The 21,664-nt window shown below is 65.9% G+C and carries 26 protein-coding genes; 3 read left to right on the plus strand and 23 right to left on the minus strand.

What is annotated here, in order from left to right:
• Nucleotides 1-53: 53 nt before the first annotated feature.
• The 15 genes from LJE98_RS17720 to LJE98_RS17790 form a co-directional block, all read right to left on the minus strand.
• Nucleotides 54-467 (minus strand): hypothetical protein, encoded by a 414-nt coding sequence (locus tag LJE98_RS17720; protein WP_229576540.1) that lies wholly within the window; start codon nt 465-467, stop codon nt 54-56.
• A gap of 123 nt (nt 468-590) precedes the next feature.
• On the minus strand, nt 591-1,985 hold the full coding sequence (locus LJE98_RS17725) for an ATP-binding protein (protein WP_229576541.1): 1,395 nt from the start codon (nt 1,983-1,985) through the stop codon (nt 591-593).
• On the minus strand, nt 1,982-2,647 hold the full coding sequence (locus tag LJE98_RS17730) for a response regulator transcription factor (protein WP_229576542.1): 666 nt from the start codon (nt 2,645-2,647) through the stop codon (nt 1,982-1,984). The genes LJE98_RS17725 and LJE98_RS17730 overlap by 4 nt, the downstream gene beginning before the upstream one ends.
• Nucleotides 2,648-2,704: 57 nt before the next feature.
• Complete coding sequence (locus LJE98_RS17735; RefSeq protein ID WP_229576544.1) at nt 2,705-2,944, minus strand: hypothetical protein; 240 nt, start codon at nt 2,942-2,944, stop codon at nt 2,705-2,707.
• Nucleotides 2,945-3,058: 114 nt separating this feature from the next.
• A complete protein-coding gene (locus LJE98_RS17740; RefSeq protein WP_229576545.1) occupies nt 3,059-3,568 on the minus strand; it encodes a type II toxin-antitoxin system YhaV family toxin in 510 nt (169 codons plus the stop codon).
• A 1-nt stretch (nt 3,569) separates the two neighbouring features.
• Nucleotides 3,570-3,902 (minus strand): type II toxin-antitoxin system PrlF family antitoxin, encoded by a 333-nt coding sequence (locus LJE98_RS17745; protein ID WP_229576546.1) that lies wholly within the window; start codon nt 3,900-3,902, stop codon nt 3,570-3,572.
• Between the two features lie 85 nt (nt 3,903-3,987).
• Complete coding sequence (locus tag LJE98_RS17750) at nt 3,988-4,197, minus strand: hypothetical protein (RefSeq protein WP_229576548.1); 210 nt, start codon at nt 4,195-4,197, stop codon at nt 3,988-3,990.
• A 20-nt stretch (nt 4,198-4,217) separates the two neighbouring features.
• The gene (locus tag LJE98_RS17755; RefSeq protein WP_229576549.1) at nt 4,218-8,000 is read right to left on the minus strand and encodes a baseplate multidomain protein megatron; all 3,783 of its coding nucleotides are present in this window, start codon (nt 7,998-8,000) and stop codon (nt 4,218-4,220) included.
• Nucleotides 8,000-8,518 carry a peptidase gene (locus LJE98_RS17760; RefSeq protein WP_229576551.1) on the minus strand — a complete coding sequence of 173 codons (519 nt, stop codon included), beginning with the start codon at nt 8,516-8,518 and terminating at the stop codon, nt 8,000-8,002. The genes LJE98_RS17755 and LJE98_RS17760 overlap by 1 nt, the downstream gene beginning before the upstream one ends.
• Nucleotides 8,519-8,620: 102 nt before the next feature.
• On the minus strand, nt 8,621-9,517 hold the full coding sequence (locus tag LJE98_RS17765; RefSeq protein ID WP_229576552.1) for a DUF2163 domain-containing protein: 897 nt from the start codon (nt 9,515-9,517) through the stop codon (nt 8,621-8,623).
• Nucleotides 9,514-10,146 carry a DUF2460 domain-containing protein gene (locus tag LJE98_RS17770; protein ID WP_229576553.1) on the minus strand — a complete coding sequence of 211 codons (633 nt, stop codon included), beginning with the start codon at nt 10,144-10,146 and terminating at the stop codon, nt 9,514-9,516. Before LJE98_RS17770 ends, LJE98_RS17765 begins: the two co-directional genes overlap by 4 nt.
• Before the next feature lie 189 nt (nt 10,147-10,335).
• Entirely contained in the window at nt 10,336-10,944 is a 609-nt protein-coding gene (locus LJE98_RS17775; RefSeq protein ID WP_229576554.1) for a phage tail tape measure protein, read from the minus strand.
• Nucleotides 10,945-11,087: 143 nt separating this feature from the next.
• Nucleotides 11,088-11,267 (minus strand): rcc01693 family protein, encoded by a 180-nt coding sequence (locus LJE98_RS17780; protein ID WP_229576556.1) that lies wholly within the window; start codon nt 11,265-11,267, stop codon nt 11,088-11,090.
• Between the two features lie 20 nt (nt 11,268-11,287).
• A complete protein-coding gene (locus LJE98_RS17785) occupies nt 11,288-11,701 on the minus strand; it encodes a gene transfer agent family protein (protein ID WP_229576557.1) in 414 nt (137 codons plus the stop codon).
• A gap of 7 nt (nt 11,702-11,708) precedes the next feature.
• On the minus strand, nt 11,709-12,116 hold the full coding sequence (locus tag LJE98_RS17790) for a phage major tail protein, TP901-1 family (RefSeq protein ID WP_229576559.1): 408 nt from the start codon (nt 12,114-12,116) through the stop codon (nt 11,709-11,711).
• A 297-nt stretch (nt 12,117-12,413) separates the two neighbouring features.
• Here LJE98_RS17790 and LJE98_RS17795 point away from each other — a divergent pair, with 297 nt between their 5' ends.
• On the plus strand, nt 12,414-13,634 hold the full coding sequence (locus LJE98_RS17795) for an MFS transporter (RefSeq protein WP_229576560.1): 1,221 nt from the start codon (nt 12,414-12,416) through the stop codon (nt 13,632-13,634).
• A gap of 43 nt (nt 13,635-13,677) precedes the next feature.
• Here LJE98_RS17795 and LJE98_RS17800 read toward each other — a convergent pair whose 3' ends face one another.
• The 7 genes from LJE98_RS17800 to LJE98_RS17830 all read right to left on the minus strand — a co-directional run bounded on the left by LJE98_RS17800 (nt 13,678) and on the right by LJE98_RS17830 (nt 17,771).
• Nucleotides 13,678-14,076 (minus strand): DUF3168 domain-containing protein, encoded by a 399-nt coding sequence (locus tag LJE98_RS17800; protein WP_229576562.1) that lies wholly within the window; start codon nt 14,074-14,076, stop codon nt 13,678-13,680.
• Nucleotides 14,073-14,264 (minus strand): hypothetical protein, encoded by a 192-nt coding sequence (locus LJE98_RS17805; RefSeq protein ID WP_229576563.1) that lies wholly within the window; start codon nt 14,262-14,264, stop codon nt 14,073-14,075. Before LJE98_RS17805 ends, LJE98_RS17800 begins: the two co-directional genes overlap by 4 nt.
• On the minus strand, nt 14,261-14,596 hold the full coding sequence (locus LJE98_RS17810; protein ID WP_229576565.1) for a phage head closure protein: 336 nt from the start codon (nt 14,594-14,596) through the stop codon (nt 14,261-14,263). The genes LJE98_RS17805 and LJE98_RS17810 overlap by 4 nt, the downstream gene beginning before the upstream one ends.
• Nucleotides 14,597-14,598: 2 nt before the next feature.
• Complete coding sequence (locus LJE98_RS17815; RefSeq protein ID WP_229576567.1) at nt 14,599-15,168, minus strand: head-tail connector protein; 570 nt, start codon at nt 15,166-15,168, stop codon at nt 14,599-14,601.
• Nucleotides 15,169-15,411: 243 nt separating this feature from the next.
• A complete protein-coding gene (locus LJE98_RS17820) occupies nt 15,412-16,761 on the minus strand; it encodes a phage major capsid protein (RefSeq protein ID WP_229576568.1) in 1,350 nt (449 codons plus the stop codon).
• A gap of 5 nt (nt 16,762-16,766) precedes the next feature.
• Nucleotides 16,767-17,342: an HK97 family phage prohead protease gene (locus LJE98_RS17825; protein WP_229576569.1), complete on the minus strand. Its 576-nt coding sequence runs from the start codon at nt 17,340-17,342 to the stop codon at nt 16,767-16,769.
• 108 nt (nt 17,343-17,450) lie between these two features.
• The gene (locus LJE98_RS17830) at nt 17,451-17,771 is read right to left on the minus strand and encodes a DUF6107 family protein (RefSeq protein WP_229576570.1); all 321 of its coding nucleotides are present in this window, start codon (nt 17,769-17,771) and stop codon (nt 17,451-17,453) included.
• Nucleotides 17,772-18,161: 390 nt separating this feature from the next.
• Between LJE98_RS17830 and LJE98_RS17835 the strand changes: the two genes are divergently transcribed.
• Nucleotides 18,162-19,025 (plus strand): phosphatase PAP2 family protein, encoded by an 864-nt coding sequence (locus LJE98_RS17835; protein ID WP_229576571.1) that lies wholly within the window; start codon nt 18,162-18,164, stop codon nt 19,023-19,025.
• 294 nt (nt 19,026-19,319) lie between these two features.
• Nucleotides 19,320-20,414, plus strand: a complete 1,095-nt coding sequence (locus tag LJE98_RS17840) for an NAD(P)/FAD-dependent oxidoreductase (protein ID WP_229576572.1) — start codon at nt 19,320-19,322, stop codon at nt 20,412-20,414.
• A gap of 71 nt (nt 20,415-20,485) precedes the next feature.
• Here the strand turns inward: LJE98_RS17840 and LJE98_RS17845 are convergent, their stop codons facing one another.
• Nucleotides 20,486-21,649, minus strand: a complete 1,164-nt coding sequence (locus LJE98_RS17845) for a phage portal protein (RefSeq protein WP_229576574.1) — start codon at nt 21,647-21,649, stop codon at nt 20,486-20,488.
• Nucleotides 21,650-21,664: the final 15 nt, after the last annotated feature.

Below are 21,664 nucleotides of genomic sequence, written 5' to 3' on the forward strand. Positions count from 1 at the left end.
CCGTCACGCGGAGATCGAGTTTGCGTTTCGGGATCAGGCTTGGGCCAGCGCCCTCAGCTCAACGGTGTCCAGGTCCCGTTCGAATTGCGGCAGGCCGCACCGCGTGCCTGCAATTCACGCCCGCCGTTCACCACCTTGTGGGTGAACTGGCGGCAGTTCTGCTTGCCGACCTGATAGGGCGCGGCCGCCACGACCTCGCCGCGCATATTTGAGCCTGCCCAGGTCACAGGCTGGCCACCGGGGGCTGCTTCCAGTGCGCGATATTCGGCTTCCAGTGCGCGTTGCGTCTCGCTGCGTGACAGCTCGACGCCCACGCGGGAAACGATGCCGCCCTGAAGTGCTGCGATATAGACGGCGGAATTGGCCTTGGCAGTGGCCGAGCGGCCGCCGCCCGAAGTGGTGCAGCCCACCAGGGCAAGCGACACGAGGGCCGTGGCTGCCAATATCCCGAATCGCTTCACACTCATCAGACCGTTCCAAGTCCCGTCGAATTGTTGCTGCCGATCATCGCCTGTCGCGCTTTCGCGAAGGATGCCGCCAGCTGGCCGAATGCCGTCCTATACACCTATGTAATTTCACAGGAAAATCAATCACGCAGTGTCTTTGGTCACAGCCGGTAGGATCAACTGTGCGCGAAGTCCGCCGATCCCGGCCCGCGACAGGCCGAATGTACCCTGATATTCCCCGGAAATCTCCTTGACGATCGACAGGCCTAGCCCCGTTCCGGGTTTGCTTTCGTCCAGCCTTCGCCCACGTTTCAGGGCCTCGCCGATCTCTTCGGGCGCCAGACCCGGCCCATCGTCCTCGACCACGACCTCGATCCAACCGCGCCGTCCGTCCGTCAGGTCGTCTTCGCGTGCGGTCATGACAACATGGGTCACCACCTTGGTGCGGGCAAAACGGGCTGCGTTTTCCAGGAGGTTGCCGACGACTTCCTCGACGTCCTGCTGCTCCATGGCAAAAGTCAGATCCGGCGCGGCATCGAGCTCGAAGGCCACTTCGGCATTCAGCTTGCGCATGACACGAACGAGACGCTCCAGAACCGGCTGAGCCTCGGTGCGGGCCAGAACGCTGTCGCGCTGGGCAGCGATCCGGGCGCGGTTGAGGTAGGAGCTCACCTGCGCCTGCATGGCCTCGGCCTGGGAGGCGATCACCTCGGCAGGGCTCTTGTTCAGCGTGCGCGCCTCGTTGAGCAGCACGGCGATCGGTGTCTTCAGCGAATGGGCGAGATTGCCCACCTGCATGCGCGCCCGTTCGACGATACGCCTGTTGCTGTCGATCAGCGCGTTGATCTCGTTGGCGAGCGGCAGGATCTCGCTCGGAAACTCACCCTCGATGCGTTCGGCTTCGCCACGGCGGATGCGCTCCAGCGCCCGACGGGCCCGGTCGAGCGGCTTCAGACCGTAGAGAATGGCCAGACCATTGACGATCAGGCCGCCGATGCCGACCAGGGCGAGCGCCGTATAGAGCCGGCTGGTGAAGAAGCTGATCTCGTCCTCGATGACCTGCAGATTGCCGGAGACCCGAAAGCGCGCCGCACGGCCCTGATCGTCGAGCACGACCTCGGTCTCGGCGACGCGGATCTGGTTGCCCAGCTCGTCGGTCATCTCGTAGTAGCGCTCGTAATTCTGGTCGAAGGGTGTCAGCTCGACATCGGGTACAGCGAGATTGGCAACCCCCAGAGACGCGGAGGCGAGCGGTGCGGTCGCATAATTGCCCAGCGGCTCGACCAGCCAGTACCAACCGGTCGCCGGTTGGGAAAACCGCAGATCGCCCAGCGCCGGCGAGCCGGCCAGGCTGTCGCCGTCACCGATCGAAACGGAATTGACGACATTGTAGAGCTGGGCACGCAAGAGATTGTTGAAGCCGCGTTCGACGCCCTGGCGATAGAGGGCGGAAATTGCCACCGCGATGGTCACCAGACCGAGTGCCGACCAGAGCGTGGCCAAAAGCAGGACGCGCGCGGTGAGCGAGCGGATCCTCATTTCGCGGGGGCTTGCATTCGGTAGCCGAGGCCGCGCACCGTCTCGATCATGTCGACGCCGAGCTTCTTGCGCAGGCGTCCGACAAATACCTCGATCGTGTTGGAGTCGCGGTCGAAATCCTGATCGTAGAGATGCTCGACCAGTTCGGTGCGGGATACGACCTCACCCATGTGGTGCATCAGATAGGAGAGAAGGCGATATTCGTGCGAGGTGAGCTTCAGCGTCACGCCTTCGACGGTCGCCTTGGAACTCTTGGTATCGAGACGCACTGGTCCGCAGACGATTTCCGAGGAGGCATGACCGGCCGCCCGTCGAATCAGCGCCCGGATGCGGGCGAGGACTTCCTCGACATGGAAAGGCTTGGTCACATAGTCGTCGGCGCCGGCATCGATGCCCGCGACCTTGTCCGACCAGCGGTCGCGTGCCGTCAGGATCAGCACCGGCATGACCCGGCTCGCGGACCGCCATTTTTCGAGCACGGTAATGCCGTCCATTTCCGGCAGGCCGATGTCGAGAATCACCGCGTCATAGGGTTCGGTGTCGCCGAGGAAATGCCCCTCTTCACCATCGAAGGCCTTGTCGACGACATAACCCGCTTCCTGCAGGGCTTCGACGAGCTGGCGGTTCAGGTTGGCATCGTCTTCGACGACGAGAATGCGCATGCGGTTCACCCCTTGATCGCGGAGAGTCGGGCCATCGACACTGTCACTGCGCCCCGGTCACTGCGCGACGCGCATGGTGACCTTGCGCGGCCGCTCGTTGCCGCTGCCCGGAACGAGCACGACGATGACGCATTCACCGCCCGATTCGCGGACGGAAAGCAACTGCCCGCCGACCTCGGCCACGACCCTTTCCGCCGCCGCACTGCAGTCGGCTGCCATGGCATTGCTGCCGGGCGTCGGCAAGGTCGCCACGGTCATGGCCAGCGCCAGGCCCGTGTATTTCATGAAAGATGCCATTGCTGCTTCTTCTTGGATGACGTCCACTCTTGCCAAATTATGTACCGCAAGGCGTCTGAATGGCAAATGAATGCTCGGTAATCTTGTGGGGAAGGAGCCTGGGCCCAGCCTCTGTCAATCGCCACGCGCCAGCCTCGATGAACGATCTGTCATGGCTTCCAGGCGCCGTATTACCGTGTCGTCGCTCGCAGCCTCAATTAGCTCTGTCCAGCTGTCCAGCGGATTTCCATCCTCCAGCATCGCACGGAACACGGCATAGGCATCGCTGCGCGACCCGTAGCTGCGCAGCGAATCCGCGTCGTTGACCCAGGCGAAGACAAGGACTTTGCCCGTCGAATTGTAGCGGAAGAAAAGACGAAAGCGCCCATTACCGAACTTTGCCCGAAACCAGTGCTTGCGCTCGGGACCCAACGTCCCGCCCTGGCGAAACGCGGACGAGGTCGGATCGGCCGGTATGACTTCAGCCATCAATTTCTGCAGCGCGACCAGAAGCTTGAAATTTGCGCTGCTGCGAAACGTATCTGGCTTCCTTTTGGCTTCGCGTTCAACGGCTGCGGTCAGGCGCTCCAGTTGATCGAGAAACAGCGGGTGCGCCCGGATGATCCAGCCATTGACCGTTTCCATCTCAAAGCGCGACCTCGCCGTCGATCGGGGCGTCGAGATCGATGTCTGCGCCTTCAGTCAACGCAGCGATCCGGCCACGCAGGCCGGGCGGGATCTCCATGAAAGCATCCCCCGGCCGTGCCGCCATGTCCCTGGCCAGAAAATCAAGAAAGCCGTCCAATACCGGATCATCGTCTTCGACATCGTCGCGCTCGACCGAAACGCGATTCTTCTCGTCCAGGCTGAAGGCAATCCGTCCACCATAGCCAACGCCAAGCGCATCGCGAATGGGCTTCGGAATGGTGGTTTGTCCCTTGTCGGTGATCGTGCTCACCTTGCGCAAGATCTTGTTCATGCCGCCTGCCTCTTTGATCCCAGCGAAATGTAATGGAAATTCCTTACTTCGTAAAGGGCTGACCTGGATACTTATGCTACCCACCTCACCCACCCACCCCCTTTGTCGCGGTGAGGCGCCCGTACAGGGCCAGCAGCCCGCCCACCGTGCCGGCAAGCGTCGTCATGGCCTCGGCAATCTCCGCCTGCTCCGCGCCGCCCACGTCCAGACCGGCCCGGCCGAGCAGCGGGGAGGCGATCGCGATCAGCGCGCCCCAGATGGTTTTCGACTGGTACCAGGGTTTCACATCCAGCATGTTTCTCTCCTCTTCCTTGATCATCCATCGATGGCAATCATCCCTGCCAGCGGCAGCCCTGCCACAAGCCGCCCGAGCTGGCGCACCCGAATGCCGAGCATCGCCTGCTCCGACCCGAAATCGGCCAGTTCATCGGCCGCGGCATAGGTGAACCCCGCCTCGCCCACCTCGACCAAGCGGACCGCGGCACTGCCGTTCAGGATCTCCAGCCGGTAGCGCTCCTCCGCTTCGTCGAGCGGCACCTCACCTTCGGCCCAGGCATCAGCCTCGATCCGGCTGCGCCTGATCCACGAAATCCGCAAATCTCCCGAGACCTGCCGCACCACCCGCGCATGCACCGGCGCAAGCGGCGTCTCGGCCCGCATGCCACCGTCAAAGACAAACGGCCCGGACAGCTCCGTCACCAGCCCCATCGGTTCCAAAATCCAGTTCTGCACCGCTCCGCGTTCGGCGTTGACCAGCCCCAGCGACCGCACCGCCTCATCGAGCAGCACCACTTCGGCGCCGACTGCAGCTCCTGCCTCCGTCGCATCCTCCGTCCCGCCCAGCCCGCGCAACAGGCCGCTCAGACGCCAGCGCCCGACGGCCACTTCCTCAGCCTGGGCAAAGCCGACCACTTCCCAGCCGCCATTCTGCGCCTGCACGGCCAGCCGGTTCCTGCCCGACAGTACCGCCATCCGGCTTGCCGCGGCGAAGGCCCCGCCCAGAAGATCGACCACCACGGCATGGGCAGGATCGAAACGCCCCACCGGGCCCGGCATCAGCGCCTCCGCAAGCCGCCCGATCGTTGCCGGCCGGTCCAGCGTCAGCCGCAGACGATAACCCTCAGCCTCCGGCGAACTCGACACAGCAAGCCTGCGCCACGGCCGGCCAAAGGCAGCGACGCTGGCATCGCCGGCATGGCTCGTGCCCTCCAGCCGCGGCAGATCGAGGAAGCTGACAACGGGCGCAAAGCCCGCCGCCCCGCCGCCATCCGGCAAACGCTCCGGCTCGACCACCGCCACGGGTGCCGACACCTTGCCGGCAAAGGCCCGCAGCGTCAGCCGCCGCTCGAAACCCTCGTCTATCCCTTGCACCAGAAACCGCCCTTCCGGCTCGTCCGGAAACCGCAGCACGTCCCCCGGCTCGACCGCAATCTCCTGTGGCCCCAGCGCCAGTTGCAAGGTCCGCCGTGCCAGCCGGTTGTCGCGCAGCCAGCCTTCGGCAGCAGCGAGTGCCGTCTCCTCCGGCATCGCGGCCGGCAGATCGCGGGCAAGCTGGCGTTCGGTCGCCGCCTCGACCCTGCGCGAACGTACGCTCGCCTCGACATAGTCAGCAGCCGGATCGTAGAAGGTCACCAGTGCTTCCGAGGCGAAATCGCTGTCATGACCGCGCGTCTCGCTCCAGAGAGCCTGATCGGGCAGGTCGGCCAGAACCGTGATCTCGCGGGCCGGCAGGCTTGCCGTCGGTCGTGTGCGAAATTTCAGCCGCCCGCCATCCTCGATCACGTCGATCTGGAACAGCTCGATCAGCGGCTCGAGCAGATCGCGCGCCGAGGTGAGATCCCCCTTGACGTAGCCGCCCAGATCGCCCGCCACTTCCGAGACATCGAAATCGTCAAAGCCGTGATCCCCAAGGATCGCGGCGATGGTGTCGGCCAGTGTCGCCGTGCCCAGCCGCCCGTTCAGCCAATGCCCGGTGCGCCAGTTCAGCCCGTCTGCCCAGAGCCCCGAATTCTGCGGAAAGGCCGGATAGGGCCGCGCATCCCAGGTCCAGACGAAGATGCTGGCCGGACCGACCATGCCGTGAGGTGCCTCCCCTTCGTTCCAGTGGTCGAGATGCGTCTCGAGAAAGCGCCGCTGCTGGCTGTCGCTGCGCGCGCCCGCCGAGAAGTGCGGCCTGCCGCTCTCGACCGATTTCGCATCGACGAAGACATTCGGCTGGTTCGCCCCCTTGTCGACCGCCCCGCATCCGAGTTCGGTGAACCAGAATGGTTTCATGGACGGGATCCACCCCGTCGGGCTCGCCTGCTCGACCCCGCCAACCCTGTTGTAGTGGTGGTTACCCCACCAGCTTTCGAGATCCTTGAAGCGATAGATCCAGGGCTTGCCATAGGCGCCGTCGGTGATCGGCGTCCGAAGTCGCGCCTGCCGGTCTGCCTCACTGGCATAGAACCAGTCGAAGCCTTCTCCCGCCGTCAGCATGCGACCAAAACCGGAGGCGTCATCGGTCCCGGCGAACCCGTCGGGGCTCGTCCCCTCGAGATCCTCATCGCGCCAGTCGGCCAGCGGCATGTAGTTGTCGATACCCACGGCCGAGATATCAGGGCTCGACCAGAGCGGGTCGAGATGGAAGAACACATCCCCCGATCCATCCGCCGGTTGATGGCCGAAATATTCGCTCCAGTCTGCCCCATAGGAAATCGCCGTGGATGACCCCAGAATGCCGCGGACCTCGCCCGCCAGCGACACCAGCGCCTCGACGAAGGGAAAGGCGTTCATCCCGTCGCGCAGCGTCGTCAGCCCCTTGAGTTCCGAACCCAGCAGAAACCCGTCCACCCCGCCGGCCGACGCCGCCAGCGTCGCATAGTGGCGGACGAATCGCCGGTAGCCCTCGCTGCGCGTGACGAATGTCGAGATCTGCGCCCGCGCCGAGGCCGTCTTGTCGGCACTGGCCGGATAAGCGGTGATCCGCCCCCGCCACGGATAGGCCGCCTGTTCCTCACCTCCATGGGGATCGGGCAGGCCATTGCCTGCAGGAATATCCATCAGAACAAAGGGATAGAGCGTCACCTTCAAGCCGCGCGCCCGCAAATCCCGGATGGCCTCGGTCACGCTTTGATCGCTCGGCGATCCGCCATAGGCCGGCCCGCCGGCATGGCGCGATACGAGGTAAGCCTCCCCGCGCGACATTCCCGCCACGCTCCACGGCCGGCTCTCCTCGCGACGATACCCCACCTCGACGCCGGGCAGCACCCGGCAATTGCCGGCCCTCAGATCCGTGCCGAACCAGGCGACAACAAGTGCCACGCTCTCCAGATTGGGGCAAAGCGCCTGTAGCTCGTCGAGCGAGGCCTGCCAGTCGGTCGTCGCCACCAGCGTGTTGCGATTGAGCCAGCGCTTCTCACCCTCGCGCGGGGCATCCGAGACGCGCGCGGTGGCATAGCCATGCTCGGTCGCGCCGGGAATGATCGTCACCGCCCTGATCTTCTCCTCCAGCGTCCCCACCGGCCGGATCACCTCGAACTGCAACAGCGGAATGCGATTGCCGAAATCGTCGAGTGGCAGCCGCTCGAAGACCACATAGGCCAGCCCGCGATAGGCCGGCGTCCGGCCTGCGCCCTGCTTGGCCGCGATCAGCGGGTCGGGCGGCTGGCTCTCCGTGCCGCGATAGACGCGCATCTCGATTTCGGTCGTGTCGAGCTCGCGCCCGTCGACCCAGACGCGCCGCACGCCCGCAATCGGCCCCTCGCAGAGCCCAAGCGCCAGATTGGCATAATAGCGATAGGTCGTCGTGCGCGTGCCGCCGGAGGATTTTCCGCCCGTCCGTTCGGTCACGGTCTCCTCTTCGAAACGCGTTGCCCAGATCAGCGTGCCGCCAAGCCTCGCCGTGCCATAGAGCCTCGGGATCGCGGTCCCCTCGGTCGCACCGGCAAGCCGCGCCGAAGAGAGCCGCGCCCCGTTGACCTCTCGGGTGCCCCCCAGAAGGCTGCGGTCGATCATGCTCCCGGCAAGCGCCCCCGCCGCCCGCCCGAGGATCGCGCCCACCGGCCCGAAGACCGAGCCGAGTGCCGCCCCTGCCGCCTGCAGAACAATGGTCGCCATCAGCTGGTCCTCTCCGGAAATCGATAGATGCCGGCAATCCGGCGCCGCCATCCCGGCACCAGCGCCGAAAGCGTGACTGCCGATTGCTCATAGGCATGGATGAAGGCATCGGGCCGCGGCTCATGCATATCGAGGCCCGGGCCTGCGCCAATCCGCTCGTGATGCGAGACGCCGGACGGTCGTTCAGCCGGCGTCAGCGCCAGAATTCCCGCATGTTTCGCCGCCAGATGCGGCCGAAACCGGAACAGCACCAGATCGCCGGACACGCTCTCGGCGAATGACGGCACACTGGAGAAATGCCGTTCCGCCGCCCGAACCAGCCGCTCCTCGCCGGCCCGCTCGGCCCAATCAGGCGCATAGGCCGGCACGGGTTCCGGTTCTTGCCCATAAAGCTCCCGCCAGATCCCCCGGATCAGTCCCAAACAATCGCAGCCCACGCCCCGCACCGCCCCTTGGTGCCGATAGGGCGTGCCGATCCATGTCCGGGCGATCGCCAGGACCTCTGCATTGACGGACATGGGCGTGCTCCGGTGCGGAGGTGACGATTGCGGAGCGACGGGTTTGGAAATGACGCCGCAGGGATCGGGCAAGGGAGTTCAGGGCGGCAGAAAAGGCCTGCCTCAGCCATAGAGCACGCCGCCGTCATGGGTGCTGTCGCCGCTCACATAGGAATAGGCGAAATCGCTGCCCGGCATGTGCGGAAAGCCACGAAAATTCAACTGATTGGCAAACTTCATTCGACAGGTGGAAAAACTCTTGTCGCAGCCCACTGTCAGCGTCACCGCGTCTCCCGGCGACGGCCTTGCCTCAAGCGGTAGCCAGAGCCGGAGCGTCGCCATGCCACCTGCCACCGCTTCACTCTCCTCGATCGCCAGACGCCTGCCCGAAAGCAGTCCCGCATGGAAGCGCACGCCCCCCAGCCGGAAATGCCCCTCCGCCAAAGCCGGCAGACCTGCGACCGTCAGCCGATCGGCCGACAGCACCTGCGCCACGACCCCCGTCACCTGCCGGTTCTCCACAGCCATATCCACCCGGCAGCGGCCATCGCCCAGATCGGCATCGCAGCGGCGGTTGTAGATCCGCCCCTCCGGCTGCTGCAGGCGATGGGCAAAGCTTCTGAGCTCCGCCGAAAATCCCGGCCCCGCCCGGCTTACCTCGCCGATCTCCTGCATCGCGAGGAGCGCATGCTGGTTTTCCGCCGCCTGCCAGTTAACGAGAAAGACTTCGACCCGCGCCCCGTCATATCGCCCGGCGGCGAGATCCTCTTCCGTGATCGCATCGCTCGAAAACCCGCCGCGCACTTCGGCACCGGGTGCCGCCAACCCACGTCCCGCACTCGCCTCCGTCGCCGCAAAGCCGGTACCCGGTTCGAACACCGTGCCGTCAAAGGAAAGCACCTGGTCGTGCTCGGTAAAGCCAAGCTGAAAACCGTCGCGGCAGGTCACACGCCATGCCCGGCAGAGCGTCGTCTCGCCCGTCGCCACATGCGCGGCCAGAGCGTCCGGGAGCTGTTTCATGGCATCACCTCGATCAGCGGAATGGCGGGAATGCGGCCGGCGCGAAAGGCTTCGAGATCGATCTCGATCCGGTCGGTGTCGAAACGAACGGGCACGTCATAGTCGAAGCCCGCCCGGATTTCGGTGCCCGCCGTCGGCACACATCCACCTGCAAAGACGACGATGCCGCTCGTCACATCGCAGGTGAAACCCTCCGTCTGCTCCACCCCGTCCAGCGCAATCCGCACCGAACCGGCCACCGGCTTGGCCACAGGCCGCCGCTCGATTGCCGCACCGTCGCCATAGGCCTTCACGAGCTGGAAGGTCGCCGTTTCTCCGTCGCCTGTCCCGATCCACTGATCGAGCGACGTCATGCCCTCGCCCGGCCGCGCGGAGGAACAATCCACCGGATCGCGAAAGCGAAACCCATGCAATTGCCCGCCCCGCGCCTCGAAGAATTCCAGCACCGCGTAGAGATCCGAGACCGACCGGATCGCAGTCCCGACATCATACCGGCGCCTCGAAAACCGCCAACGCCGATTGCGCGCTTCGCGCCCGTTGGAGAGCGAAACAATATCCGTCTGCCGCCCCGGCCCGCCGCTCGTCGTCAGCGACAGACGCAGCGGAAAACGCTGTTCGTGAAAGGCCATGCCTGTCTCCGTTCAATGGATTGATGAGAAAAATGCCTGGAATCCGTGTCCTTCAGGCGCTGGCAAGGAGGGCGCCAATGCACGCGCCGGGGCCGTAGCCCCGCCGACCTCTCCTTCTCCCACGCTCGCGAGGAGACAACCCGAAGGGCCGCATGCGCGCCAAACTCCTGCTGCCCTTCGCGACCGCCCTCACAGCCCCCGCCGCCCGCGCCCGACCGAGCGCGCCAGCATTGCCGTGATTTGCCCCTCGCTCCTGGCAAAACTCGCCGCATCACTCGCCGTTACCTGAAAATGGATCACCGTGCCGGCGCCCGCCCCCTCGGCGGCCACGCCCAGCGCGCCATCGGCGCCGCGTTTCAGCGGCAGTATGGCCTCCGCGCCTGCCTCGCCCATCAGCCCGGCTCCGCCGGCCAGCGGAAAATAGGTCGGCGATGCGACCACGCCGCCCTCTGCAAAGGGCATCACCCGCCCGGGTACGCCACCCGCTGCATAGGCGGTCAGGCCCGTCCCGAGCGCCGATCCCAGCCCCGAAGTGAGACTGCCGATCAGACTGCCCGCCGCATCACCAAGCAGGCCCTCCAGCGGCTTCAATCCCGCCGAAAGCGCAATGTCGGTCAACCTCGACCCGACACTGCGCAACACGTCTTCCAGCCCCTTGCCCCCTGATGTCGCGCCCTTCAGCGCAGACGTCAGCGCCCGGCCGAAACTTGCCGACCGACTTTCCAGATCGTCCAGCACGGCCAGTGCTTGCGAGCCGTCGAGATCGACGGAAAGCGCCAGCATATCGTCATCGGTCATGGAATTTTCCTTTCAAGACGGCACATGGCGCTCGCCCGCACCCCTGTCTTTTCCTGGAGACCCGGCGGCGCGCCCACTCCGCGATGGCCTCGAAGGGCGAGGCCACCCGTCGCTGGCGGGCACTTGGTCTGGTCCTCTTGGACTCAATCCGGAAATCGTCGCATCAAGGCCGCCACGTCACCGCGCGACAGGCCCGCCAGCTGTCCGAACGCTCCTGCCATGGCCGAAAGTTCCGGCAGGCTCAGCCGCCAGAATGCCTCCGGAGAAAGCCGCAGACGGGAGAGGCCGAGCGTCATCGCCGCGTCCCAGGGAAACGGCTGCACCTCCGCCCCGCCTGCGGCCCTCAAGGGGAGGTGGCGCCCTCGCCGCGTCTGTGAAGCTCCGGCCCGGCCGCATCCGCCGCCACGCCAAAGGTCACCGCCAGCAAGTCGCCGACCACGCTGGCCGCACCCGCGACCCCACCGTCGACCGCCATCTCGGCCACATCGGCATCCGACAGCCGGTTGCCCCCGCCGCGCAATCCGCAAGCGAGGATCCGCGTGAGATCGGCACTCCTCAGCCTGCCGCTCGAGAACCGCGCCGCGAGATCGGCCAGGCTGTCTGCCCCGAAGGCCGTCTCCAGTTCGGCAAGCGCACCCAGCGTCAAACACAAGATGCGCCGCTCGCCGTCGATTGTCGCCTCCACCTCGCCGCGATGGCGGTTGGCGCGGTTCACAGTCACCGGCTCGCGCAGATCGTCCGCTCCATAGCCCCGCATCACGACCTCACAGCGCCGCGAAGGAAACGGCGCCGGCCGATTCCAGGGCGATCTCGAAAGTCACCTCGCCGTCGTGATTTCCGGCATAATCAAGCGCCGTCACCTGGAAGGGTGCCGTCACCGTGCCGAAATCAGGGATCACCACCTGGAAGGTCAGGATCGATCCGGCAAAGAAGGCCGCCCTCACAAGCGCGTCCGAAGCCGCGTCCTTGAACAGGCCGGAACCGGTCAAGCCGGCCCGCCTGACACCCGCGCCTTCCAGCAGCTCCCGCCAGCGCCCGGCGCTCTCGCTATCGGTCACATCGACCGATTGCGCATTGAACGCCAGCCGCCTGGCCCTCAGGCCCGCGACCGTCACAAACCCCGCCCCATCCTCGACCTTCAGCAACAGATCCTTGCCCTTCTGCGCGCCCATGGCGTTTCTCCTTGATGATGTGTGTGATTGCTTGTCGGAGCGAGGCCCCTGAGGCGGCCCATCTTCCCGCTTGTGGGAGCGCGGAAATTCGAAGGCTCCCGCGGGCCTCGGAGGCCCCACTCTCCGATCAGACGGATGCTTGGAGGTCCTCGCCTTGATCAGGCGCCTCGGCATGAAGGGCGACAATACGCGGTCTGCCCCAACACAGCCCGCCCGACGATTTCGCCCTATCGCCCGCCCCACAACCGGCCTAGAAGAAACAGCCCGCCGACATGCCACCTCTCCTTGAGTCTCGTCATGAACGTCCCCCGCACCACCCTCGTCGCAGCGCTCGCGGTTTCGCAGATCCTCGGCTGGGGCACGACATATGAAATGCCGGCCGTCTTTGGCCGCGCCATGGCCGCCGATCTCGGGCTCGCCAACGAAATGGCCTTTGCCGGCCTCACCGTGATGATGCTGACCATGGCCTTTCTCGGTCCCTGGACCGGCCGGATGATCGCCCGCCACGGAGCATCCCGCGTGCTCGCCATGGGCTCCATCCTCATGGCATCAGGCCTCGTCTTTCTTGCCCTCTCCACCGGCCTTCTCACCTATGCAATCGCCTGGCTGATCCTCGGCGCCGGCGGCTCCTTTGCGCTGACCGTGCCGGCCTTTGCCGCCGTCGTCGAACGCGAAGGGCGCGAGGCGCGCCGCGCCATCGGCATCCTCATGATCTTTACCGGCCTCTCTTCGGCCGTCTGCTGGCCACTCCTGACACTCGCCGGCGAGGCCTTCGGCTGGCGCGGTGCGCTTCTTGCCGCAGCCGGCGCGCAACTCGTCATCGCGCTGCCCGTGCATCTCGGCATCGGCCGGATCGCGATTGCCCGCTCGGAGCAGGACCGCGCCACCGACGCGATGGAGCCGCTGAACCTGAGCCGCCGCATGGCCACCGTCACCTTTCTCCTGATCGCGCTCTCGACGTCGCTTGCCAGCCTGATGACCTTCGGCCTGTCGCCGCAGCTCTTGCACATTCTGGAGCTGTCGGGCGCAACCCCGGCGCTGGCGCTGCAACTCGGCTCGCTGCGCGCCGTCTTCGGCATTGCCGCCCGCGCCTTCGATCTCGTGCTCGGCAAACACTCCTCGCCGATCACCACCGGCCTTGCCGGCACCGCCATGCTCACGGCTTCGACCGTGCTCCTGATCTTCTCCGCGGGCACACCGTCCAGCCTTCTCCTGTTCACCGCGCTTTACGGCTTCGGCTCGGGCGTCGCGACCCTCGCCCGCGCCACGCTGCCGCTCGCCTTCTTCTCCGCAAGCCGTTTTGCCCGTCAGTCGGCGCGTCTGTCCCTGCCGCAAAATCTGGCCAATGCCACCGCCCCCGTTCTGATGACAGCCGTCATCGACCGCGCCGGCATCGATACCGGCCTTCTGCTGGCCACCCTCTTTGCCGCAACGGGTTTTGCCGCAATCCTGGCATTGGCGGTGATTGCAAGCCGAGCACGCAAGGGCGGCCCGGCGGCAATCAGCCCCTCATCATGAGGTGCGGGCCCGGCCTCCAAGGATCCTGGGCGGCCCCGCCATCTCACTCCAGCACCGCCCGAAAACTCGCCTCCGCGACGAAGAGGCCCGCCTTCACCTCGCGCCGGCTCACGGTGCGCCGATGCCGGACGTTCACCAGCCGGAAGTCCTCCAGTCCCTCCGGCAATCCGTCCGTCACCCGCCGGACCGCCATCACCAGCCCTTCGGCCTCGCGGCGCGAGACGGCACTCCAGGCCTCGAGCGTCAGCAGGATCTCCTCCCCCTCCGCCTCGCCGGTCGAAAAATCCCGCGCCTCGACCGTGGCGACCGCTAGCGCCGGAAAGCGCTGCGGCCGGACCGTGCGGTCGGACAGGCCCTGGGGTCCGAGCGCCGTCATTAGCGCCGCATCCCCCTTCACCGCCTGTTGAAGTGCTGCCAGCAAGGCATTGACCGCATTCGTCATCTGCGCGCTCCCTCTTCCCCGGTCGAGCTTGGCTCATCGACCTGCCGAGCCCCATTCACCCGTTCGGCCACGCCCAATGACAGCCCATCCATCCGCCGCGCCAGCCGATCCGCCAGCGCCCGGCGCAGCAGGTCGCCGAGCCGCGCGCCGGTCGTCTCCAGTGCCGTCCTCTCCCGCGCTCCGCTCATCCCGTGACCTCGCGGCAAAGCGCCCGCTGGAACCGCCCGGTCTCGTCCGGATCACGCACCGCCAGGATCTCGAAGACCCGCGCGCCCGTGCGGAACCGTTGCCCCGGGTTGAGATCCCCGCGCGCCCTCACGGTCACATGATGCGTCACGGTCGCGGCAAGCCCTGGCCCATTCTCCTCCTCGGCAAATCCGCGCGGCTCGATCAGCGCCCAGACGCGGGCGAGTTCGGCGAAAGCCGTCACCGCCCCTCCCTGACCGTCCTCGACGACTTCAGGCCGTTCCAGCACCAGCCGCGCCGTCAGTCGCCCGGCATCGATATCCATCATCGCCATGATCAGAGCCCCCGCCGGCAGAAGGGCGCAATCAACCGGTCATAGCCCGGCGGCACCACCGCCGGCTGCGCGTCCGGCGCCACGACGCCCCGGGCGGCAAACATCGCCGCCACATGCAAAAGCATGGCCCGCTTCAGCGTCTCCGGCACGTCCGCGCCGCTCTCGCCGAAGCCGGCCGAAAACTCCAGCTCGATCCCGTTCATGGCCCGGTCCGGCTGCGGAAGGTGCCTCAGCCAAAGCCTTGCCGGTCGCGCCTGCCCGTCAAGCAGATGCCCGTCGAGATCGACGGCCTGCGGCACACCTTCGCCGTCATAGACCGTCACCGACGTCACCGCCTGTACTGGCCCGCGCGGGATCGTCACGATCCCGTCTTCCGGCCAGTCGTCGAGGCAAAGCCGGAACTCGCGCGCCGCCAGCACCAGCCCGGTTTCCCGCTCCAGATGCTCGCGGGCGACGATGGCGAGCGCCAGGAGCAACGCGTCCTCCTCCTCGCCATCGAGCCTGAGATGCGCCCTGATCCCGACAAGCGTCAGCGGCTCCAGCGCGGGTGGAGTAAGTTCGATGATGGTCATGAGATGTCCTTTGAAACTGGGAAAGGTGGATGCCTGCAGAGAACACAGGCCCCTCATCCGCCCTTCGGGCACCTTCTCCCCGTTAACGGGGAGAAGGAGGCACCGCCGCCAGCCGAACACGCTCTTCTCCCCGCCAGCGGGGAGAAGAGCGTGTTCGGCTGGCGGATGAGGGGCAAGCTTCAACTGTGCAAGTTGGTCGTCGCCGCAGCCCCCCACCTCCCCCTCAAGGGGAGGGTAAAACCCTTACGCCGAAAACTTCACCAGCTTGATCGCCTCGAAGTCCTGAATGCCGCCGCCGACGCGTTTCGTCGTGTAGAACAGCACGTAAGGCTTGGCCGAATAGGGATCGCGCAGCACCCGCACGCCCACCCGGTCGACCACCAGATAGCCGGCGCGGAAGTCACCAAAGGCGATGGCCGTCGCATTTGCCGCGATCTCCGGCATATCCTCGGATTCGGCGACCGGAAAGCCCATCAGTGAGGCGGGATCCCCGGCCCGTGCCGGCGGCGCCCAGAGATAGTTGCCGTCTGCGTCCTTCAGCTTGCGCACCGCACCCTGGCTGCGCCGGCTCATCACGAAGGTGCCGTTCTGGCGGTGTCCTGCCTTCAGCGCATAGACCGTGTTGATCAGCACGTCGGAGGCGCCGCTTGCGGCGAAAGCCCCGGCCGCACCGGTCGGGATGGTGCCGATCTTGCCCCATTCCCAGGCACCGTCGTCGACCTTGTCATAGGCGAGGAAACCCTTCGGCTTCAGCACCCCGTCGCCCGAGACGAAGGCCTGGCCTTCCTGTTCGGCAAAGGCGATGTCGACTTCGGCTGCGATCCAGGCCTCGATGTCGACGGCCGCATCATCGAGCAGCGCCTGTGTCGCTGCCGGCATGGCATAGAGCTCCATGGTCGGGAAGGCGAGTTCGGCCAGTTCCGGTGTGCCGGTCTGCGGGCGCGCCGCCGTCTCCGCCACCCAGCCAGAGGCAAAGCCCGTCGCCGCAAAGGGCTTCTTCAAGACCGAGCCCGAGACCTGGCGCACCGTCGCCAGCGCCCTGATCGGCGAGATGACGCGCAGCCTGCGGCCAATCTCCTCATCCACCTGCGGCGGCACCAGATAGCCGCCATCGCCGGAAACGCCCGCCGACAGGGCCTTCTGGTCGAGATCGCGCAATGCTGCATCATCGCCGCGGCGCACATAGGCCTCAAACGCTGCCTTGTGTTCGGAAACCCCGGCCTCGTCCCGGCCGGGGCGGGCGAGCGGCGGGCGGCGCTTCTTCAGCACCAGTTCGTCGATGAGCCGGCTCTGATCGTCGATCGCCTTGTTGATCCGTTCCACCTTGTCGCGGGTGACGACGTCGCTTGTCAGCTTCTCCTCGATCTCGCCAAGCCGCTCGTCATTGGCCTCCTTGAAGGCCTCGAAGGCCGTCATGAATTCGGCAAAGGCCGATGTCACCGTATCGGGTGCCGCCTTCACCTCCGGTGCCAGCCGTGCCGCCTTGCCGGGTGAGCCCTTGCCACCTGCCAAGGGCCTGCCACCCTGCACGCCGGAGACCCCGTGGCCCCGCTCGCCGGTTCTGCCCTCACCTGCAATCATCGCGTCTTCCATCTCGCTCATCCTTTCGTGAAGTGATTGTTCGCCATCGACCGTGCCGCCCGGCGCATCAGCCGCACGAGCTCGGTTTCCCTGTCGCGGTAGAACCGCTGATGCTTGACATTCGAGACCCTTGCCGTCGGCAGCATGGGAAAGGTCACCACCGAGATTTCCCAGAGATCGGCCTCCAGAATGCGCCGGACACCGGTCTTGCGGTCGCTCCTCGCCTTCACAGCGCGAAAGCCGATCGACAGCCCGTCGAGCGCGCCCGCCTTCATCAGCGCATGCACCTCGCGGGCACGCTCTACGTCGGTTGCAAGCTTGCCCTCGACATAAAGTCCCCGTTCGTCTTCGCGGATGACGGTCCAGCGGCCGATCACCTCAGCCGGATCATGCTGGAAGAGCATGCGCACGCCGCCTGCCCCCCGCGTCTCCAGCGAGGCGGAAAATGCCCCGGGCTCGATCGCGTCGCGGCCAAGATCCACCTCGCCGAACAGGCTCGCATAGCCCGAAAACCGCCCGTCCCCGCCAACGCCCTTGAGCGTCAATCCGGCATAGCGAAACCGCGGCGCTTCTGCCGCTTCCGTCACCTGCATGGCTCGTCTCCTCGTAATGTTGATTGTTTGTCGGCGCCGGCGGGAAGGTGGAGAAGCGGCAGCGGACTTTGTGCGCAGGGGCTTCCTCAGGGTGAGGCGGCAAACGCGTCATCCGCCCACCTTGTCCCCTGCCCGCCCGGTCAGCCGTACCAGCAGACCCAGCCCCCACCAGGCCGTGAACGAGGCCAGCGTGGCACCGGCCAGCATGGTCTCCGACGGCGACAACCGCCCCTCGAGACCGAGCCGCGCCGCGCCCCAGATCCCCGCCGGCCCGCCGAAGATCAGCCCGCAGGCGACCCCGGTCAGGAAGCGCACGGCCGCCTCGCGGCGATGTTTGGGAAGCAGGTAGACCAGCGAAATCGCGGAGCCCGCGACGGCACCGATCAGACGCGCGGAAGTCACGCCGCCGTCATGGCCGAGATCAGTCATTTGTTCATCTTTCGCAGTTAGCTTTTGATGCGGCGCCGGCCGGAACGATCCCGCCCACAAGGCTGCGGCCGGCGCCTCCTCTCCAATCAGAACAGCTGATCGCTCTGGCTCCGATCCACGATTGTCGAATCCGTTGAATCCCTTGACGGCCGACGTTCAGACGGTGATTCCGCCACTTCAACCAGTGCTTTAAGTGCGGCCGCCCCCGCCAGTCATGCGGTCGATTCCACCGGCATCTGTCCGCCATGAGCCGTTTCCAGACGCCCGTCGATCATGGGCGTGCATGAACGCCCGGGCGGGCATTTGCCACAAAACGACAATCGTTCCGTCACACGGCCTTCACCGAGCCGGGCCATCTATCGCCTGGGTAAAACACATCGGGGGATGGTCATGGTTTTCGTCACGCAGGATGCGCGCGCGCCGCGCGGTACGGTTCAGGAAAAGCCGCTTCTCTTCGCCCTGCTCGTGACGCTGACGCTGTCGGCGGTCTTCGTCACCTTTCCGCAGATCGACATCGCCATCAGCCGGATCTTCTATGTCGAGGGCGAGGGTTTTCCGGCCAGCCGGATGGGCGAGCTCAACACCTTCCGCGCCTTCGGCCAGTATTTCCCGCTGACGCTCACCATCGTGCTCGTCTTCGGCCTGGTGCTGAAGCTCATCTATCCGTCGCGCCCGTCCCTCTTCCCGCCGCGCTTCACGCTCTATTTCGCCAGCCTCTTCCTGCTCGGCCCGGCGCTCCTGGTGAACGGCCTCTTCAAGCCCTTCTTCGACCGGCCCCGGCCCCGCAATACCCTCGAATTCGGCGGCCAGGATCCGTTCATCCATGCCTGGGCTCTCGGTGGCGATTTCTTCGACGACCGCTCCTTCGTGTCGGGCGAGGCCGCCGTGGTCGTCTGCTTGATCCCGCTCGCCTTCTTCGTGCCTGTTGTCTGGCGCCGCTGCGTCTTCGTCCTGCTCAGCCTGTTTGCCGCCTTGACCGCGCTCAACCGCATCGCGTTCGGCGCGCATTTCCTCTCCGACGTCCTGATCGCCGCCGGCCTGATGGCCATGCTCTCGATCGGGCTCGCCTATCTCTTCTATGGCCGCTCGGGCTCACAAGCCTGCGACATCAAGCTCGAAGCCGCCATGACCGAGTTCGGCCACAGGCTGCATGCAGTGCGGCGCGAAGGGATCACCGCCGTGCGCCGCCGCCTGTCGCTGGCACCGATGCTCCTTGCCCCGGCGCCGTCGACCGGTGAGAACGGCAAGGCCTGAAGGCTCGCGCTTCGCCAACGCCTCAGTCCGCGCTGAGAGGCTTGGCGGCCGCTATCCAAACCGCATGGTGCGAAACGTCCGCGTCAGCGGCAGCCGCCGCCGGAACTCGCCTTTCCAGGCACCGGCGTCGAACAGGGCGACGAGCGCGGCCGCTTCTGCGGGGGGGATCAACCGGGGGCCGGGCGGGAGGCCTTTGTCGAATATTCCATTTCCTGCAACCTTCATCGCGTGATACTCGCAAAGGCAAGCCAGCACCCATAATTGCACGCACTCGTCGCATTCAAGGTTGCCATCATGCCATTACAGAAACGCCGTATCGTGATCATCGGCGCCGGCATCTTCGGGACGGCGATGGCCTATCACATGGCCTCGCCGCAAACGAATATCGTCCTGATCGAGAGCGGCTCTGCACCCGCCTGCGGTGTGACCGGTCGCGCCTTCGGCTGGATCAATACCGTTCACGGCAGGCCTGGCAGCGAAAGTCACGCCCTCTGGCAGAAGGCTGTCAGGGACTATCCCGCCCTGATCCAGGATCTGCCAGAAATCCGCAGTTTTTCGCGGGGTGGCTCACTTCTTTGGCACGCCTCAACACAGGAGACCGAGCATCTGCTGACGACACGAAGGGATGCCGGCGAGACTGTCGAATTGGTGGACCGCGCAGCGATCAGCCGTCTCGAACCGCATCTGCGCCACATACCCGAAACGGCCGTCTTTTCTGCCGACGACATCGCCATCGATCCGATCCGGTTGGCCACCACCCTTCTCAGCACCGCCCGTCGCCGCGGTGCCACCGTGCGTTTCGATGAGACCGTCTCCTCGATCGAAACGGCAAATGGTCATGTCACAGGTGTGCAAACCTCGACAGGCCTGATCGAAACCGATTGTGTCGTTCTCGCCGCCGGCCGGGGAACGGACGTGCTGGCGAAACAGCTCGGTATCGACCTCGGCATGATTCTATCCCCCGCACTCTTGCTCCGCTATGCCTGCCAGCAGCCATTCATCCGCCACATCCTCGACGGCCCGCGTGTCGAGGTTCGCCAGAGCCTGGACAATACCGTCTTCATTGCCGAGTCCTGGCATGCGGACATGGAAGAGCCGCCCTCGCTCATCGGCGCGCGGTTCCTGTCGGTCCTCGTCGACGAATTCGATATTCCATCCCCCTTGTCGCTGATCCGCGCAGAGATCGGCCATCGCCCCACCTTCCACGACAACTTGCCCCGCATCGGTTTTGTCCCGGAGGTTGAGGGCCTCTATCTCGCCACCGGCCATCCGGGCCTCATCCTCGCGCCCTATCTGGCACGCCTGGCAACACGGGACATTCTGCATGGCGACATGCCTGACGTCCCGAATGTGACCACCAACAACGATCCCCTCCCCCACAAGATCTGAAGTCTGGCCCTGATCGGGCTCAGACCTCGATCTTGCAACCGCGCCCACAGAGGGGAGAGGAGAAGGGGTGCTCAATAGCCCACCGCCTCGCGCTTCTCCTCCTCCGTCAAGAACTCCGCTGCCCCGACCCTTGCCCAGAGCGCGTCGCGCTCGGCAGAAAGCCCCGCCACCGTGTCGAGATCCGGAACCAGCCTCAGCCCCTCGCCGGTCAGGTCGCCCAGAAACACCGAGAGCGATGCCCCCGTGCGGGTGACCAGTGGCAGCACCGTCAGGCGATAGAAGGCGCGGTTGGCCTCCTGGTAATTGGCATAGGTGTTGTCGCCGGGAATGCCGAGCAGCATCGGCGGCACGCCGAAGGCGAGCGCGATGTCGCGCGCTGCCCCGTTCTTCGCCTCGACGAAATCCATGTCCTTGGGCGAGAGCCCCATGGATTTCCAGTCGAGCCCGCCTTCGAGCAGCAGGGGCCGGCCCGCCCGCATGGGTCCCGAATAGCCCTCGTCGAGCTCCACCTTCAGCCGCTGATACTGGTCGGTCGACAGATTGCCGCCCTCCTTGGGCTGATAGACCAGCGCACCCGAAGGCCTTGCCGAATTGTCGAGCAGCGCCTTGTTCCAGCGGCCTGCCGCATTGTGGAGATCGAGCGCCACCTGGGCTGCGGCCAGCGGCGCAAAGCCCTCGTGATCGTCGAGCGGGTGAAACAGCTTCAGATGCAGGAGACCGTCGAGTGCGATCCTCCGGGCGCGCGTTCCCGCGCGGTAGTCATAGGCCGAGGGCCAGCCGTCCGCGCCGGTCACCACGTTCACCCGGTCCGGCCGAAGCAAATGCAATTCCGCCGCCCCGCCGGCCCCCACGGCCACCGCCTCGACATAGGCATTGCCCGAGAGCAGCAGCTGGCCATAGAGCGCTTCGAGAAAATCCGCCCCGGTCATTGCCCCGTTCGGCCGCGCCAGAAGGGCAAGCGCCGGGTGATCCGGCCGCTCGCCGTCGCGCTGATAGGCGAGAAAGCCGATACTGGCTGCCGCTTCCGACACCAGACGCACGCAGCGATGCGCCACCGGGTTTTTCATGAAGCCCTCGCGGGCCAGCGCCGCGTAGCTCCGCCCGGTCCACCGCGCCTCGCCCTCGCCCGCAATCAGCGACAGCGCCGTTCCGGGACGCGGATGCAGCGCCTTTTCGACTGGCACAGAGGTTCGATCCCGGACTTGCGCCCAGGGCATACGGAAGGGAAGTCTCATCGGATTGTCCTTCAG

Source organism: Rhizobium sp. 'Codium 1' (assembly GCF_020889605.1).
GTDB classification, from domain to species: domain Bacteria; phylum Pseudomonadota; class Alphaproteobacteria; order Rhizobiales; family Rhizobiaceae; genus Allorhizobium; species Allorhizobium algae.